A 15683-nucleotide genomic window follows, 5' to 3' on the forward strand; every position below is an offset into this window, starting at 1 on the left:
CCGTACGGTGTGCGCGAAGCCTGCAAAACCTTGCCAATGGCCGGCGCTGTGGTCAAGCGCGGACCCCGGTAGCATTTTCGGGACGGTCATCCCACATGCTGGGGTAACGCAATGTTTGCAAAAGCTCACTTTGCATACACGCGTGACCACTCAGGAGTTACATGCCCTGTTCAGGGGCTTGCGGAAATGAAGGTATCAGTTGCCCGGATCACGGGATGCGCTCCGTCCGACCGTTTCCTACCTCACTGCGGCTTCCCAAACAGGATCATCTCTGATGAAATCGCGGCCGTGCCGCGCGTGGTCCCCTCCGCTTACGGCATGGCTCAGTGGGTCAGGCGGGGAAGAAACGACGGAGGCGATGTCGTGAGCACCGGACCGACGACCCTGCCCGCGCTCGGCGACAGCGCTCGACCGACGCGCCGGCGGATGCCGAGGCTGCGAGACGCCCGGATCCGGTCCAAACTGGCGTTGATCCTGGTCGTCCCGGTGGCGGCGGTGATCGCGCTGGCCACGGTCCGGCTGATCTCCGTCGGCGAGGGCGCCTTCGACGCCACCCGAGCCCGGTCACTGACGGCCCTCTCCATCGACGTCAGCGCGCTGACCCAGGACCTCCAGGTCGAGCGGATGGCCGCGGCTGCCTACCTGGCCAATCCACAGCAGCCGGCCGACGCGTACAACCTGCGGGTCCGCGAGACGCAGCAGCAGGTGGACAGGTACCGCGCCGAGCGCGGCCGGATCGGTGAAGTGCCGGCGGCTTTGCGAGACCGCCTCAAGGCCATCGACGAGCACCTGGCCACCCTGGACGACACCCGTAAGGAGGTGCTGGACGGCCGGCAGATGGCGGTGTCCGAGGTCGTGCTCCGCTACGGCGTCATCCTCACCGACCTGGTCTCCTACGGTGATGGCCTGGCTCAGCTGCCCGGCGACGAGAGCCTGGCGGACAGCCGCCGCGCCGTCTCCGCCTTCGCCCGCGCCAAGGCGTCCGTCGCCGAGGAGGAGGCGGTCGCGTTCACCGCGCTGACGGCGGGCCAACTCGACTCGGAGCAGTTCTCCTCCTTCGTGGCGACGCTCACCAGCCAGCAGGAGGCGCTGGTCTCCTTCTCGCTGGCCGCCGACCCGGTGCAGCGTTCCCTGGTCGACAGCACCGTCTCCGGTGACGCGGTCGGCCTGGCCGACCGGGTCGCCACCGACATCAGCCGATCGGTCGGGCAGCGCCCGCTCGTCACCGCGCAGGACGCCACCGCCGCCATCGGCGCCGTGAACGACCTGATGCGCTGGGCCGAGATCCAACTGCAGGACCGACTGCTCCAGCAGGCCGAGACGGCGCGCTCGAACGTCATTCGGCAGGCCGTGATCGAGTCGATCCTGGTGCTGCTGACCCTGATCATCGCCGTGTCGCTGGCCGTGGTGCTGGCCCGCTCGCTCAACCACTCGCTGCGCCGGCTGCGTGAGGGCGCCCTCTCGGTGGCCAACCACGACCTGCCCGACGCGGTGCGGCGGCTGCAGAACATGGGCAGCGTGGGCGACGGCGGGGTGGACGAGATCGTCCGCCAGGTTCGGGACCCGATCCAGCTCAACAGCCGCGATGAGGTCGGCCAGGTGGCGTTGGCCTTCAACGTCGTCCACCGGGAGGCGGTCCGGGTCGCCGCCGAGCAGGCCGCGCTGCGGACCAGCGTCTCGGCGATGTTCCTCAACCTGGCACGTCGTAGTCAGACCCTGGTCGACCGGATGATCGGCGAGCTGGACGCGATCGAGCGCGGCGAGGAGGACCCGAAGCGGCTCGCGCAACTCTTCGAGCTCGACCACCTGGCCACTCGAATGCGCCGCAACGACGAGAACCTGCTGGTCCTGGCCGGCGCCGACTCCGCTGTGCCGCGTCGCGACGACGCCCTGGTCGTGGACGTGCTGCGCGCCGCCCAGTCCGAGGTGGAGCTCTACAACCGCATCGAGTTCGGAACCGTGGACACCGACGTCTCGGTCGCCGCGCACGCCGTCAACGACGTGGTCCGTCTCGTCGCCGAACTGCTCGACAATGCCACCCGGTTCTCACCGCCGAACACCACGGTGGTCGCCGACGGTCGCCGGATCCGCGACTACGTCCTGATCCAGATCGAGGACCGCGGGCTCGGCCTCACCGACGAGCAGCTCGACTCGCTCAACCGCCGGCTGGCCGCCCCGCCGAGCGTCGACGTCGCCGCGTTCCGGCTGATGGGCCTGGCCGTGGTCAGCCGGCTCGCCGCCCGTTACGGCATCCGTGTGGAGCTGCGCCGCAACGTCGAGGGCGGCACCGTCGCCCAGGTGACGTTGCCCGCCGCCACCGTGGTGCTGCCCACCAACCGGGGCCGTGAGCAGGTGCTCACCCGTCCGCGTCAGCCGATGGCCGTGGAGCAGACGCCGCTCACCCCGGCCGGTCACACCGAACAGTTCGCCGGTGCCGCGACCTCGGCGGCGACGCTGCCCGACCAGTGGCGCACCAACACGCCCGCTCCCACCCAGTGGCAGTCGCCGCTGGACTCGCGGGACACCACCCCGGCCGTACACGCGGGTGGCTACAGCGGTGCCCGCTCGACGGCGCCGCCCCCGGCCGCCCCGGCGCCCGTCCTCCCGACCCCGCCGGCGCGGCCCGCGTACAGCACCAGCGCGGGCACCTCGTCGGGCGGCCCGACGGTGGCCTATCCGACGATCGACCCGCTGCCCCGGCGCGGCTCGACCGCGGACGCCGCGGACGGGCGCAACGCACCGGGTCTGCCGGTCGGGCCGGTCGCCGGCGCCGGCGCGGTGGCACCGCCCCCCGCGCCGTCGGTACCCGCCGCGCCGGTCAGCACCCGGCCCGAATTCCCCGCCGAGGCGCCGATCTTCCGGGAGATGGAGGCGGTCTGGTTCCGGTCGCACGGTGACGACGCCACCGCGATCTTCACCCGGCCGAAGTTCGACGAGCCGCCACCGCCCGCCACCGCCGCTCCGGCCGATGCCGGGCTGCGCGCCCAGCCGGGTGCCGCCCCCAGGCCGACCGCGGCGCCGGCCCGACCGCCCCTGCCGACCCGCACGCCGGGCAGCTCCAACACCGACAGCGTCACCACGCCGGGCACCTCGGGCCGGGGCGGCGCGACCGCCGGTGGTTTCGGCACACCGCAGTCGTACTCCCCGCCGCCGGCCGCCCGGTCGGCCGCGCCCGCCGCCCCCGCCGCGCCCGCCGCCCCACCCGTGGACCCGGATGCCTGGCGGACGGCCGCGGACGAGGGCTGGTCCCGGGCCAGCCGGGCCGCCGAGCCGGCTCCGGCCGGGACCACCCGCTCCGGGCTGCCCAAGCGGGTGCCGCAGGCGCAGCTCGTGCCGGGCGGCATCGAACCGAAGAGCGGTCGGGACCGCAGCCGGCGGACCCCCGATGAAGTACGAGGTCTGTTGTCGGCCTACCACCGCGGTGTACAACGTGGTCGGACGGCCGGAACGGACCTGAACAGCACCTCGACCAAGGAGAGCCGATGAACAGGCCAGCTGCCATGCAGGACATGGGTTGGCTGCTCACCAACTTCGCCGACAGCGTGGCGGGCATCGCCCACGTGGTGGCGGTGTCCGCCGACGGGCTCCTGCTCGCGTCCTCCCGGGATCTGCCGGGGGACCGGGCCGACCAGCTCGCCGCGATCACCTCCGGCGTGGTGAGCCTGACCGAGGGCGCTGCCCGGATGTTCAGCGCGGGTGGGGTGTTGCAGACAGTCATCGAGATGGACAGCGGGTATCTCTTCCTGATGTCGATCAGCGACGGTTCGTCGATGGCCGTGCTGGCCGCGCGCAGTTGCGACGTGGGCCAGGTCGGCTACGAGATGGCGCTGCTGGTCGAGCGGGTGGGCGCCGCGCTGGTGCCGCTGCCGCGGGACGCGGTGCGCTCGTAGCACGAAACGGCGCCCGGACCGCGCCGAGTCAGAGACGGGAGACGGCACACACCGGCTCCACCGGCAACGAGGAGGTGATCAGGGATGGACCAACGACGCGCTGACCCGCGCGGCGCACTGGTACGTCCGTACGCGGTCACCCGTGGTCGGACCGAGCCTCGCCAGGACATCGCCCTCGAGGCAGTCCTCACCGCGTCTCTCACCCAGGTGGCCGAGTCCCGCTTCGCCGGGCACGACAAGCACCGCATCGCCACGGTCTGTGAGGGCCGAGCACAGTCGTTGGCGGAGATCGCCGCGTACACCCGGATGCCGCTTGGCGTCGCCCGGGTGTTGGTCGCCGACATGGTGGCCGAGAGCCTGCTGACGTTACACACTGCTGCTCCCGCCGAGGGGTTCGAGGAGCGGATGGAACTGCTTGGAAGGGTGCTAAGTGGACTTCGCAGGCTATGACCCCGCAGGGGGGCGGCCAGGCCGGGGAATCGTCTCCGCGAAGATCGTCGTCGCGGGCGGCTTCGGCGTCGGCAAGACAACACTGGTCGGGGCGATCTCCGAGATCACACCGCTGACCACAGAGGCGTTGATGACCGCGGCGGGTGTCGGCATCGACGACCCGTCCAAGGTCCCGGGCAAGGAGACCACAACGGTCGCCATGGACTTCGGCCGGATCACCATGGCCCAGGACCTGATCCTGTACCTCTTCGGTACACCGGGTCAGACCCGGTTCTGGTTCATGTGGGACGAGATCATCCGAGGTGCGGTGGGCGCCGCCGTGCTCGTGGACACGCGCCGGATCACCGACGCGTTCGCCCCGCTCGACTACTTCGAGAACCGCAAGCTGCCGTACGTGGTGGCGCTGAACCGGTTCGACGGCGCTCCCCAGTACGAGTTGGAGGAGATCCGCGAGGCGTTGGCCATCTCGCCGCAGGTGCCGTTGGTGATGACCGACGCCCGGCACCGGGACTCGGTCAAGCAGGTGTTGGTGACGGTCGTCGAGCACGCCATGCTGCGGCTCCAGGCCGAGCACGGGCGGGGCTTCCCCACGCCGGTCGGCTGATCCGTCGCGTCACGGCCGGCGCCCACCGGCCGGCCGTGACGCGTCAGTCGACCCGGAGCCGGTAGCCGCGCTTCACGATTGTCTGCACCACGCGCGGCGCATGGAGGCCGGCCCGGAGGCGGGCCACCGCCATCTCCACCGCGTGCTCGTCCGCGCCCCGGGGCAGCGTCCGCAGCAGCGCCGTGCGGGACAGCACCCGGCCGGGCGACTGGGCGAGCGCCCGCAACACCGCCATCGGGGCGGGGGCGAGCGGCCGCAACTCGCCGTCGATCACGGCGGCGTGCCCGCGCAACGTGAGCAGGTGCCCAGCGGCCTTGAACGTGACGGTCCGGCGGGGCAACTCGTCGACGATGGTCCGCACCAGCGCGCCCAGCCGGGCCCGGCTGGGCGCGCTCACCGGCACCCCGTACCGCAGCAGCGGCTCGGCGGTCACCGCGCCGACGCAGCTGGCCAGGACGTCACCGTGGAACGCGGACAGCACCGCGTCGGTACGGTCTCCGGCCGCGCGCAGGAGGGCCTCCACCGCGGGCGCCGAGGTGAAGGTCACCGCGTCCACCAACCGGCCGGTGATCAGGTCGATCAACCGGTGCAGTGGTGTCGGGTCGGTCGGCGGCGCCCACCGGTAGACCGGCACCTCGATCACCGTGGCGCCGGCCGCCTCCAGCGCGAGCGTGCACTCGGGCTGTCGCTCACCGTGTAGCTGCATGGCGATCACCTGCCCGGCCACGCCGCGCCGGCGCAGGTGGTCGACGACCTCGTCGCAGCTCTCCGAGGCCGGCGACCACTGGTCGTGCAGCCCGGCCGCACGAATCGCGCCGCGTGCCTTCGGGCCGCGGGCCACCACGTACGAGCTGGCCAGCACCGAGCGCAGCGGCTCGGCCAGCCCCCAGCCCTCGGCCGCCTCCAGCCACCCACGCATGCCGATGCCGGTGTTGGCCATCAGGATGTCCGGCGGCTGGCTGAGGCAGGCGCGGGTCGCCTCCCGCAGCTCGGTGTCGTCGGACAGCGGCACGATCCGCAACGCCGGGGCGAGCACCACCCGGGCGCCCCGCCGTTCGAGCAGCGCCGCCAACTCGTCGCGCCGCCGGTCGGCGGTCACCCCGATGGTGAAGCCCGCCAGTTCTTCGCGCATCAAGCCTCCTGTCGCAGCCGCACCTCGACCAGCCCGTTACGGCAGCGCGCGTCGTGCCGGCCCACGGTCACCCCCGGCAGGTCGAGGCACTGCCCGCTGCGCAGGTCGTACACCTGCTTGTGCAGCGGTGAGGCGACCGTCGGCACCCCGCCACGGCTGCCCACGATGCCCCGCGACAGCACGTACGCCCCGGAGACCGGATCGCGGTTGTCGATCGCGAACAGCTCGTCCCCGGTCCGGAAGAGGGCCACCTGCACGCCGTCGACAAGTGCGGCGACGCCCCGGTCCGGCTCCAACCGGTCAAGGAGACAGACAGTGGTCCAGGTCAGCGTGATGGTCTGGGTCATCGCCGTACCTCCGGTAGGCCGAGGGTGACCGGTTGCCGACGGCGACCGTTCGTCGGCTCGGATCCGGTCGGGGGGTGGTCGCGTACGGGTACCGGCTGGCCGCGTTCCAGTGCGAAGGTGATCGACGGGTCGGGCACGTCCGGAGCGTTGACGAACGAGGTGTAGCGGCGCAGCCGGTCCGGGTCGTCCAGGACGTCGCGCCACTCGTCGGAGTACGACGACACGTGTCGGGCCATGGCCGCGTCGAGGTCGGCGCAGAGGCCCAGCGCGTCGTCCACGATCACCGAGCGGAGGTGGTCGAGGCCGCCTTCCATCGCCTCGATCCAGCCGGCGGTGCGTTGCAGCCGGTCGGCGGTGCGGATGTAGTAAATGAGAAATCTATCGATTAGCCGAATCAGAGTTTCTGTCGACACATCAGTGGCGAACAGGTCGGCGTGCCGGGGCCGGAAGCCGCCGTTGCCGCCGACGTAGAGATTCCAGCCGGTCTCGGTGGCGATGATGCCGAAGTCCTTGCTGCGGGCCTCGGCGCACTCGCGGGCACAACCGGAGACCGCCGACTTGAGCTTGTGGGGTGCGCGTAGGCCCCGGTAACGCAGCTCCAGCGCCACGGCCAACCCCACCGAGTCCTGCACCCCGTACCGGCACCAGGTCTCGCCCACGCACGACTTCACGGTCCGCAGCGCCTTGCCGTACGCGTGGCCGGACTCGAAGCCGGCGTCCACCAGCCGCTGCCAGATCTGCGGCAACTGCTCCACCCGCGCCCCGAACAGGTCGATCCGCTGCCCACCGGTGATCTTCGTGTAGAGCCGGAAGTCCCGGGCGACCTCGCCGATCACGATCAGCTTCTCCGGGGTGATCTCACCGCCCGGAATCCGGGGCACCACCGAGTAGCTGCCGTCGCGTTGCAGGTTGGCCAGGAAGTGGTCGTTGGTGTCCTGCAGGGACGCCTGCTCACCGTCGAGCACGTGCCCGCTGCCCAGCGACGCGAGGATCGACGCCACCACCGGCTTGCAGATGTCGCAGCCGCGCCCCCGCCCGTGCTCGGCGATGAGCTGGGAGAAGGTGCGGATGCCGCGTACGCGGACGATCTCGAACAGCTCCCGCCGGCTGACGTCGAAGTGCTCGCAGAGCGCGCGGGACTGCACCACCCCGGCCGCGTCCAGGAGCTGCTTGAGCATCGGCACACAGGAGCCGCAACTGGTGCCGGCCCTGGTGCACGCCTTCAACGCCGGCACGTCCGCGCAGCCGTCGGCGATGGCGGCGTCCACGTCACCACGGGTCACCGCGTTGCAGGAGCAGACCTGGGCGGCGGCGGGCAACGCGCCGGCGTCCGCGCCGCCGCCCTCCGGGGCGAGCAGCGCCAGCGGCGCGGCCGGCAGCGGACCGCCCACGCTGGCCCGCAGCGTCGGGTACGCGCTGGCATCGCCGACCAGCACCCCGCCGAGCAGGGTGTGCGCGTCGTCGGAGAGGACCAGCTTCGCGTAGACCCGGGTGGCCGGGTCGGTGAACGTGACGTCCAGGCAGCCCGGGGTCGTGCCGTGGGCGTCACCGAACGAGGCCACGTCGACGCCGAGCAGCTTGAGCTTGGTGGCCGTGTCCGCGCCCGGGAAGGTCGCCGCGCCACCGACCAGCCGGTCGGCCACCACCTCGGCCGTCGCGTACCCGGGCGCGACCAGACCGTGGCAGGTGCCGTCGACCGCCGCGCACTCACCGACCGCCCAGATCCGCTCGTCGGCGCTGCGGCACGTCTCGTCGACGAGCACCCCGCCGCGCGGACCGATCGGCAGCCCGGCCGTGCGGGCCAGCTCGTCGCGCGGTCGGATGCCGGCGGCCACCACCACCAACTCGGCGTCGACTGCGCTGCCGTCGGAGAGTTCCAGGGCGGCGACCGCGCCGTCCGGGCCGGACCGGATCGCCGTGGTGGCCACCCCGAGATGGGTTCGTACACCGAGGTCGTCGACGTAGCGGCGGAGCATCGCACCGCCCGCCTGGTCCACCTGCACGGGCATCAGCCGGGGCGCGAACTCGACCACGTCGGTGCTCAGGCCGAGTAGCCGCAGGGCGTTCGCCGCCTCCAGGCCGAGCAGACCGCCGCCGATCACGGCGCCGACCCGCCGGCCCTGCGCGTACGCCCGGATCGCCGCCAGGTCGTCGAGGGTCCGGTAGACGAACACCCCGGGCAGCTCGGCGCCGGGCACCGGAGGTACGAAGGGGTACGACCCGGTGGCCAACACCAGCGCGTCGTAGTGGTACTCGCCCACGGCGGTGGTCACCACCTGCCGTTCCCGGTCGAGGGCGGTGACCGGCTCGCCGAGGCGCAGCCGCACCCCCTCGTGCGGGGTGTGCACGTTGAGCTCGTCCTCGCTCACCCCGTCGAAGTACGCCGAGAGCCGCACCCGGTCGTACGCCGGACGCCCCTCCTCGGCCAGCACGGTCACCCGCCAGCGCCCGTGTGGGTCGCGGGCCCGCAGCGCGTCGACGAAACGCTGCCCGACCATGCCGTTGCCGATGACGACCAGTTCGCCGCCGTTCATCGCGTCACCTCCACCGATTCCGCTTGGCTCAGCCAATCGACGATGCCGCCCACGGCGTCGCGGCAACCGCCGCAGCCGGTGCCGGCCCGGGTCGCGGCCACCACCGCGTCGACAGTTCGGGCCCCGGAGCGCCAACTGCGCACCAGCGCGCCCTTGCTCACCGAGTTGCACTGACAGACCGTCACCCCGTCCGGCATCAGTGCCGGTGACGCGGCCGGTGCCGCGGCAGCCGTGCCGAGCGCCCGGCCCAGCAGCAGCGCCCGCCGGTCGGTCGGCACGGGGTGGCCGCGGTCGAAGAGTTGGATCACCGTGCCGACGGCCGGGTTGTCGCCGAGCAGGATCGCGCCGACCAGCCGCTCGTCGCGGATCCGCAACCGGGCGTACGTGCCCCGGCTCGGGTCGGTGAAGGTCAGCTCCTCGCCCGGCCCGCCGCCCACCGGGTCGCCCATCGAGGCCAGGTCGATCCCGGCGGCCTTGAGCCGGGTCACCACCGGCCGGGGCCGGTACCGGGCCAGCGGATCCGTCCCGGTCAGCACGTCGGCGAGCACCCGGGCCTGGGCCCAGGCGGGTGCGACAAGCCCGGTGAGCACGCCGTCGTGCTCGGCGCAGTCGCCGATCGCCGAGATGGACCGGTCGCTGGTGCGGAGCCGGTCGTCCACCAGGACGCCACGCCCGACGTCCAGCCCGGCCGCCCGCGCGAGGGCGGTGTCCGGGCGCACGCCGCAGGAGAGCACCAGCAGGTCGGCGTGCAGCGTCTGGCCGTCGGCCAGGTCGAGGCGTACGCCTGTGGCGTCCGTGGCCACGCCGATCGCCGGCACCGCCAGTTGGCTGGTGACGCCGAGGCCGGCGAGCGTGCCGGCGAGCACCGCGCCGGCCGCCGGGTCGAGTTGTCGTTCCATCAGGTGCCCACGCGGGTGCACCACGGTCGTGGTCAGCCCTCGGTTGGCCAGCCCACGGGCGGCCTCCAACCCGAGCAGGCCACCACCGAGCACGAGGGCGCTGCGCGCGCCGTCCGCCGCGGCGAGGATCCGCCGACAGTCGTCGAGGGTCCGGAAGGGGACCACCCGCTCCGGCAGGTCGGCCGGGTCGAGGCCGGGCAGTGGCGGCACCACCGCCCGAGCGCCGGTGGCCAGCACCAGGTGGTCGTAGGCGATCCGTTCGCCGTCGGCGGTGCGGACCTCCCGAGCGGACCTGTCGAGCGCTGTCACCGTCACACCGGTGCGCAGGTCGATGCCGTGCCCGGCGGCCTCGGTCAGCTCCACGTCCGGCTCGTCGACCCGGCCGGCCAGCAGGGTGGAGAGCATGATCCGGTTGTACGCCCGGTGCGGTTCCGCCCCGAGCACGGTGACCTTCGGGTCGCCTTCCCGGGCGTGCAGCTCGCCGGCGAGGCGGGCACCCGCCATCCCGTTGCCGATGATGACCACCCGGGCGGTCATGCCTTCTCCACCCGGACCGCGCAGATCTTGAATTCGGGCATCCCGGAGATCGGGTCCACGGCGTCGTTCGTCACCGAGTTGGCCCGCCCGGCCCCGGCGTAGTGGAACGGGGCGAACACCGTGTCCGGTCGGATCCCGGCGCTGAGTCGGGCGGGGGCGCACAACTCACCTCGGCGCGAGGTGACCCGCACCGGGTCCCCGTCGTCGACGCCGAGCCGGGCGGCCAGGTCGGGGTGCAGCTCGACGAATGCCTCACCGGCGGCGCGGCGCAGCGCGGCCACCCGGCGGGTCTGGGTGCCGGACTGGTACTGCGCGAGCACCCGGCCGGTGGTGAAGTGCAGCGGGTACGCGGCGCTGACCTCCTCGGCGGCCGGGCGGTGGTCGACGGGGTGGAACCGGGCTCGGCCGTCCGGGGTGGCGAACCGGTCGGCGAAGAGCCGTGGCGTGTCCGGCCCGTCCTCGGTCGGGCAGGGCCAGTAGACGCCGTCGTCGGCGTCGATCCGGGCCCAGCTGATGCCCGCGTAGTCGGCGGCCCCACCGGCCGAGGCACGGCGCAGCTCGGCGAACACGGCGGCCGGGTCGGCGGGGAACCGCGCCGCCGCGGTGCCGCCCGCGTCGGCGGCGGTCGCCTCGGCGGTGGTCGTGTCGGCGGCGGTCGCCTCGCTGGCGGTCGCCTCGGCTGCGGCCAGCCGGGCCGCGAGGGCCGAGATGATGGCCAGGTCGGTCCAAACATCCGCCGGGGGCGGGCGGAGCGCGCGCCGACGCAGCACCCGACCCTCCAGGTTGGTCATGGTGCCGTCCTCCTCGGCCCACTGCGCCGTGGGCAGCACCACGTCCGCCAGCGCGGCCGTCTCGGAGAGCAGGAGGTCGGCGACGACAAGCAGGTCGAGGTCGCGCAGCCGGCTCTCGATCCGCGCCGCCCGCGGGGCGGAGATCACCGGGTTCGAGCCGAACACCAGCAACGCGCGGGGGCCGTCAGGTGTGCCGAGCGAGTCGAGCAGCTGGTAGGCCGGCACACCCGGGCCGGGCAGCTCGTCGGCTGGCACCCCCCAGACGCCGGCCACGTGCTCGCGGGCCACCGGGTCGTCGATCCGCCGGTAGCCGGGGAGCTGGTCGGCCTTCTGCCCGTGCTCCCGCCCACCCTGGCCGTTGCCCTGGCCGGTGAGGCAGCCGTACCCCGAACCGTCGCGGCCGGGCAGACCGAGGGCGAGAGCGAGATTGACGTACGCGCTGACCGTGTCCACGCCCTTGGCGTGCTGCTCGGCGCCACGAGCGGTAAGGATGATCACCCGACCACCGGTGCCCAGCGCGCGGGCGGTCGCCTCCAGGTCGGCCACCGGCACGCCGGAGAGCTGCTCGGCGCGGGCCGGCCACCAGGCGGCGACGGCGCGGCGGACCGCCTCGAACCCGGAGGTGCGTTCGGCCACGTACGCCCGGTCGACCCAACCCTCGGTGAGCGCGATGTGCAGCAGTGCGTTGGCCACCGCGAGGTCGGTGCCGGGCAGTGGTTGCAGGTGCAGGTCGGCCTGGCGGGCGGTGGCGGTGACTCTCGGGTCCACGACGATCAGCTGGCCCCCGTTGCCCCGCTGCTCGGTGAGCCAGCGCACCAGCGGCGGCATGGTCTCCGCCGGGTTCGCTCCGACCAGCAGCAACGTGTCGGCCCGGCCCAGGTCGGAGAGCGGGAACGGCAGCCCTCGGTCGATGCCGAAGGCGCGCATCCCGGCGGCTGCCGCCGAGGACATGCAGAACCGTCCGTTGTAGTCGATGTGTCGGGTGCGGAGCCCGATGCGGGCGAACTTCCCCAGCGCGTACGCCTTCTCGTTTGTCAGCCCGCCGCCGCCGAAGACGGCGACCGCGTCCCGGCCGGCGTCGTCCTGGACGGCGCGGATGCCGTCGACGATCCGATCGAGGGCGACGTCCCAGCTTGCCGGGCGCAGCGCACCGGTGGCGCTGTCCCGCACCAGGGGAGTGGTCAGCCGCTCCGGGTGGTCGAGCAGCTCGGCGGCGGTCCAACCCTTCTGGCAGAGCCCGCCTCGGTTGGTGGGGAACTGGCGGGGGTGGACCGTCACCCCGGTGTCGTCCTCGCGGAGCACCATGCCGCACTGAAGAGCGCAGTACGGGCAGTGCGTCGCCACCTGCCGGAGCGTGCGCCCCGGTTGAGTCGCCGACCATGCACCGTCTGTCATGTCGGCAAAGCGTGCCGCCGGGCAGTTTCCAGTCCGGGTCCCTTCTGTTTCGGTCCTGTCAAGTGGGGCTCACACCGCAGCCGGGCATCGGGACGGCCGGCCACCGTGAGTGGTGGCCCGTGCAGATCTTGGACGGTTTCCGTTCGAGAGCTGGGCAGGTCACGCGCGGCATGTCTATAATATGGGAAAACTGTCTCAAAGTTTGGGAGTGCCGGATGAGCGTGACGGACGTCTTCGACGCGGTGGCCGGCAGCTACGACGAGGCCCGCCGACGGCTGATCCCCTGCTTCGACGCCTTCTACGGCACGGCGGTCGAGGTGGCGGCGCCTCCACTGCGCGCCGCGCTGGCGGCCGGTCGTACCCCCGAGGTGTTGGATCTCGGCGCCGGCACCGGCCTGCTCTCGCTGCTGCTCGCGGCGGCGGTGCCCGGAGTTCGGCTGACCCTCGTGGACGGGGCGCCGGCGATGCTCGCCCGCGCCGCCGAGCAGTTGCGCGACCGGGACGTGCCGCACCGGCCGGTGCTGGCCGACCTGTCCGACGAGTTGCCACCGGGCCGGTACGACGCGGTGGTCAGCGCGCTGGCCATCCACCACCTGGACGACCCCGGCAAGCGGGCGCTCTACCGGCGGGCCGCCGCCGCGCTGGCACCCGGCGGGGTGTTCGTCAACGCCGAGCAGGTCGCCGGGCCGACCCCGGAGCTGGAGCGGCGCTACGACGAGGTGTGGACGGAGCGGATCACCGAACTGGGCGCGTCCCCCGAGGAGATCGCCGGCTCCCGGGGCCGGATGCGCCACGACCGGCCGGCGACGGTGGCCGACCAGTGCCGGTGGCTCGCCGAGGCCGGCCTGGTCGACGTCGACTGTTACTTCAAGGAGTGGCGCTTCGCGGTGTTCGGTGGCCGGGCCCGGTGACAGTCGCCGGAATGGGCGTTTCGACGCTGGTACGCGAGTCGGTCGGCGCGGGGATGACTGGTGGTCATACCGCTGGGTAGTCTCAGCGGCATGACTGCCAAGGTGACTCTGTCGTTTACCGACGAGACGATCGAGGAGGCGCGGCGGTTCGCCAAGCGCGAAGGGCTGTCGCTCTCCGCGTGGATGGACCAGGCCGCCCGCGAGAAGGCGCTGCGCGAGGTCTTCACCGCGCACGCCGCCGCCGTGGGCCGCGCCGGCCTGGACCTGGAGTCCGCGGCTCTCGCCGACGCCCGCGAGGTGGGCATGGTCAACGACCTGCTCTCCGGCGGACGACCGCGTGCTGCGTAGGGGAGAGGTCTGGCGCATCGAGGGCGCCCGGGAACGCCTCGGTCTCGTGATCAGCTCGGACGTCTACAACTCCACGGACGTGCCCATCGTGATCGTGGTCGAGGTGGTCGAGGAGTCACTGCTGCGCGACTCGCCGCTCGCCGTCTCGATGGGCCGGTACGTGGTGATGCCCGACCGCATCTCCTCGCCGATGAAGAAGTGGTTCACCGACTGCGTGGACGTCGCCGACACCGACACCATGCTCCGGGTCGGCCGCGCGCTGCGCATCCTCCAACAGCTCTGAGCGCGCGCCGGGTGGCACGTGCTCACCATCGCCACCGACCCGTCGTGCGGTAGGCGTATCCGGGCCGACCCAGGACGGGCACTGCCAGGTAATCAGGCGTTCCTAGCGTCTCTCCTCGTCACATAGACGAGAAGGAGCCGCCGTGAGCACGCTCACCAGCACCGCAGCCACCGCCGCGCCGCCGGCCGCCACCGCGCGTGGGCGCCGGCTCGACGACTGGCGTCCCGAGGACCCCGAGTTCTGGGAGGCGACGGGCGCGCCGATCGCCAGGCGCAACCTCTGGGTCTCGATCTTCGCCGAGCACGTCGGCTTCTCGGTGTGGAGCCTCTGGTCGGTGACCGTGCTCTTCCTCGGCCCCGCGTACGGCATCGACCCGGCCGGAAAGTTCCTGCTCACCGCCGTACCGGCGGCGCTGGGGGCGGTGTTGCGGCTGCCGTACACGCTGGCGGTGGCCCGCTTCGGGGGGCGGCGCTGGACGATCATCAGCGCCCTGTTGCTGCTGGTGCCCACGGTGCCGATGACTGTGCTGCTGGAGCCCGGGGTGTCCTACTCCACACTCATGGTGCTCGCCTGCCTCACCGGTGTCGGCGGCGGCAACTTCGCCTCCTCGATGGCCAACATCAACCTTTTCTACCCGTCTCGGCTCAAGGGGCGGGCCCTCGGGCTCAACGCCGGTGGCGGCAATCTCGGCGTACCCGCGGTGCAGTTGGTCGGGCTGGCGGTCCTCGCCACCGCCGGTGCCGCGTACCCCCGGTTGGTCCCTGCGGTCTACCTGCCGCTGATCGTGCTGGCCGCGCTGGCCGCGGCCCGGTGGTTGGACACCGTGCCCGGGGCGCGCAACGAGCCGGGCGCGCTGCGCGAGGCGGCCCGCGACCCGCACACCTGGGTCATGTCGCTGCTCTACATCGGCACCTTCGGGTCGTTCATCGGCTTCGGGTTCGCCTTCGGGCAGGTGCTCCAACTCCAGTTCGCCGAGCGGTTCCCCACCCCTGTCGACGCCGCCTGGTTGACCTTCCTCGGCCCGCTCGTCGGCTCGCTGATCCGGCCGCTGGGCGGGCACCTCGCCGACCGGCTGGGTGGTTCCCGGGTGACCTTCTGGAACTTCGTCGCGATGGCGGCCGGCGCGGGCATCGTGCTGTACGCGGCCCGGGAGCGCTCGTTCGGGCTCTACCTGGCCGGGTTCATCGCCCTCTTCGTGTTCTCCGGCATCGGCAACGGCTCCACGTACAAGATGATCCCGGCGATCTTCCGGGCCCGGGCGGCGGACGCGGTGGCCGCCGGGCGCCGCGATCCGGAGGCCGCCGCCCGCTGGGCACGGCGGATGACCGGCGCGTTGATCGGGATCGCCGGTGCGATCGGCGCCTCCGGTGGGGTGCTCGTCAACGTCGCGTTCCGGCAGTCGTTCCTCGGCTCCGGCAACGCCGACGCCGCCTACCTGGCCTTCATCGGCTGGTACGCGCTCTGCTTCGTGGTCACCTGGGTCGTCTACCGTCGTCCGGGCGTCGATCGGCTCGCCGGCGTGTGAGCTGAGCCACCGTCGGCGGGTCGCGGCGCGGAACGGC

13 protein-coding genes are annotated in these 15683 nt (G+C 72.7%); 8 read left to right on the forward strand and 5 right to left on the reverse strand.

What is annotated here, in order from left to right:
* The first annotated feature begins 363 nt into the window (after nucleotides 1-363).
* From ACLQ29_RS03690 to ACLQ29_RS03705, 4 genes are all read left to right on the forward strand, one after another.
* Nucleotides 364-3486, forward strand: coding sequence for a nitrate- and nitrite sensing domain-containing protein (locus ACLQ29_RS03690; protein WP_425770213.1), 3123 nt, complete (start codon nucleotides 364-366; stop codon nucleotides 3484-3486).
* Nucleotides 3483-3890 carry a roadblock/LC7 domain-containing protein gene (locus ACLQ29_RS03695; RefSeq protein ID WP_007465177.1) on the forward strand — a complete coding sequence of 136 codons (408 nt, stop codon included), beginning with the start codon at nucleotides 3483-3485 and terminating at the stop codon, nucleotides 3888-3890. The genes ACLQ29_RS03690 and ACLQ29_RS03695 overlap by 4 nt, the downstream gene beginning before the upstream one ends.
* Before the next feature lie 84 nt (nucleotides 3891-3974).
* Nucleotides 3975-4340, forward strand: a complete 366-nt coding sequence (locus ACLQ29_RS03700) for a DUF742 domain-containing protein (protein ID WP_124778091.1) — start codon at nucleotides 3975-3977, stop codon at nucleotides 4338-4340.
* On the forward strand, nucleotides 4321-4944 hold the full coding sequence (locus ACLQ29_RS03705; RefSeq protein WP_425770214.1) for a GTP-binding protein: 624 nt from the start codon (nucleotides 4321-4323) through the stop codon (nucleotides 4942-4944). Before ACLQ29_RS03700 ends, ACLQ29_RS03705 begins: the two co-directional genes overlap by 20 nt.
* Before the next feature lie 43 nt (nucleotides 4945-4987).
* Here the strand turns inward: ACLQ29_RS03705 and ACLQ29_RS03710 are convergent, their stop codons facing one another.
* The 5 genes from ACLQ29_RS03710 to ACLQ29_RS03730 are packed head-to-tail and all read right to left on the reverse strand — an operon-like array spanning nucleotide 4988 to nucleotide 12579.
* A complete protein-coding gene (locus ACLQ29_RS03710) occupies nucleotides 4988-6076 on the reverse strand; it encodes a uroporphyrinogen-III synthase (RefSeq protein WP_425770215.1) in 1089 nt (362 codons plus the stop codon).
* Entirely contained in the window at nucleotides 6076-6423 is a 348-nt protein-coding gene (nirD, locus tag ACLQ29_RS03715; RefSeq protein WP_425770217.1) for a nitrite reductase small subunit NirD, read from the reverse strand. The genes ACLQ29_RS03710 and nirD overlap by 1 nt, the downstream gene beginning before the upstream one ends.
* Nucleotides 6420-8957, reverse strand: coding sequence for a nitrite reductase large subunit NirB (nirB, locus tag ACLQ29_RS03720; RefSeq protein WP_425770218.1), 2538 nt, complete (start codon nucleotides 8955-8957; stop codon nucleotides 6420-6422). Before nirB ends, nirD begins: the two co-directional genes overlap by 4 nt.
* Complete coding sequence (locus tag ACLQ29_RS03725) at nucleotides 8954-10393, reverse strand: FAD-dependent oxidoreductase (protein ID WP_425770219.1); 1440 nt, start codon at nucleotides 10391-10393, stop codon at nucleotides 8954-8956. Before ACLQ29_RS03725 ends, nirB begins: the two co-directional genes overlap by 4 nt.
* Nucleotides 10390-12579 carry a molybdopterin oxidoreductase family protein gene (locus ACLQ29_RS03730; RefSeq protein WP_425770220.1) on the reverse strand — a complete coding sequence of 730 codons (2190 nt, stop codon included), beginning with the start codon at nucleotides 12577-12579 and terminating at the stop codon, nucleotides 10390-10392. Before ACLQ29_RS03730 ends, ACLQ29_RS03725 begins: the two co-directional genes overlap by 4 nt.
* A 215-nt stretch (nucleotides 12580-12794) precedes the next feature.
* Between ACLQ29_RS03730 and ACLQ29_RS03735 the strand changes: the two genes are divergently transcribed.
* The 4 genes from ACLQ29_RS03735 to ACLQ29_RS03750 all read left to right on the forward strand — a co-directional run bounded on the left by ACLQ29_RS03735 (nucleotide 12795) and on the right by ACLQ29_RS03750 (nucleotide 15646).
* On the forward strand, nucleotides 12795-13490 hold the full coding sequence (locus ACLQ29_RS03735; protein WP_425770221.1) for a class I SAM-dependent methyltransferase: 696 nt from the start codon (nucleotides 12795-12797) through the stop codon (nucleotides 13488-13490).
* 90 nt (nucleotides 13491-13580) lie between these two features.
* Entirely contained in the window at nucleotides 13581-13838 is a 258-nt protein-coding gene (locus ACLQ29_RS03740) for a DUF6364 family protein (protein WP_088950199.1), read from the forward strand.
* Nucleotides 13828-14121, forward strand: a complete 294-nt coding sequence (locus ACLQ29_RS03745) for a hypothetical protein (RefSeq protein WP_151488090.1) — start codon at nucleotides 13828-13830, stop codon at nucleotides 14119-14121. The genes ACLQ29_RS03740 and ACLQ29_RS03745 overlap by 11 nt, the downstream gene beginning before the upstream one ends.
* A 142-nt stretch (nucleotides 14122-14263) precedes the next feature.
* Nucleotides 14264-15646, forward strand: coding sequence for a nitrate/nitrite transporter (locus tag ACLQ29_RS03750; protein WP_425770222.1), 1383 nt, complete (start codon nucleotides 14264-14266; stop codon nucleotides 15644-15646).
* Nucleotides 15647-15683: the final 37 nt, after the last annotated feature.

It is taken from the genome of Micromonospora sp. DT228 (assembly GCF_049841595.1).
Classification (GTDB): domain Bacteria; phylum Actinomycetota; class Actinomycetes; order Mycobacteriales; family Micromonosporaceae; genus Micromonospora.

What these genes read in the sequence shown, in the direction of transcription:
- ACLQ29_RS03695 (WP_007465177.1), top strand. Translation starts at nt 3,483, where the DNA reads ATGAACAGGCCAGCTGCCATGCAGGACATGGGTTGGCTGCTCACCAAC.
- ACLQ29_RS03700 (WP_124778091.1), top strand. Translation starts at nt 3,975, where the DNA reads ATGGACCAACGACGCGCTGACCCGCGCGGCGCACTGGTACGTCCGTAC.
- ACLQ29_RS03710 (WP_425770215.1), bottom strand. Translation starts at nt 6,076, where the DNA reads ATGCGCGAAGAACTGGCGGGCTTCACCATCGGGGTGACCGCCGACCGG.
- nirD (WP_425770217.1), bottom strand. Translation starts at nt 6,423, where the DNA reads ATGACCCAGACCATCACGCTGACCTGGACCACTGTCTGTCTCCTTGAC.
- nirB (WP_425770218.1), bottom strand. Translation starts at nt 8,957, where the DNA reads ATGAACGGCGGCGAACTGGTCGTCATCGGCAACGGCATGGTCGGGCAG.
- ACLQ29_RS03725 (WP_425770219.1), bottom strand. Translation starts at nt 10,393, where the DNA reads ATGACCGCCCGGGTGGTCATCATCGGCAACGGGATGGCGGGTGCCCGC.
- ACLQ29_RS03730 (WP_425770220.1), bottom strand. Translation starts at nt 12,579, where the DNA reads ATGACAGACGGTGCATGGTCGGCGACTCAACCGGGGCGCACGCTCCGG.
- ACLQ29_RS03735 (WP_425770221.1), top strand. Translation starts at nt 12,795, where the DNA reads ATGAGCGTGACGGACGTCTTCGACGCGGTGGCCGGCAGCTACGACGAG.
- ACLQ29_RS03740 (WP_088950199.1), top strand. Translation starts at nt 13,581, where the DNA reads ATGACTGCCAAGGTGACTCTGTCGTTTACCGACGAGACGATCGAGGAG.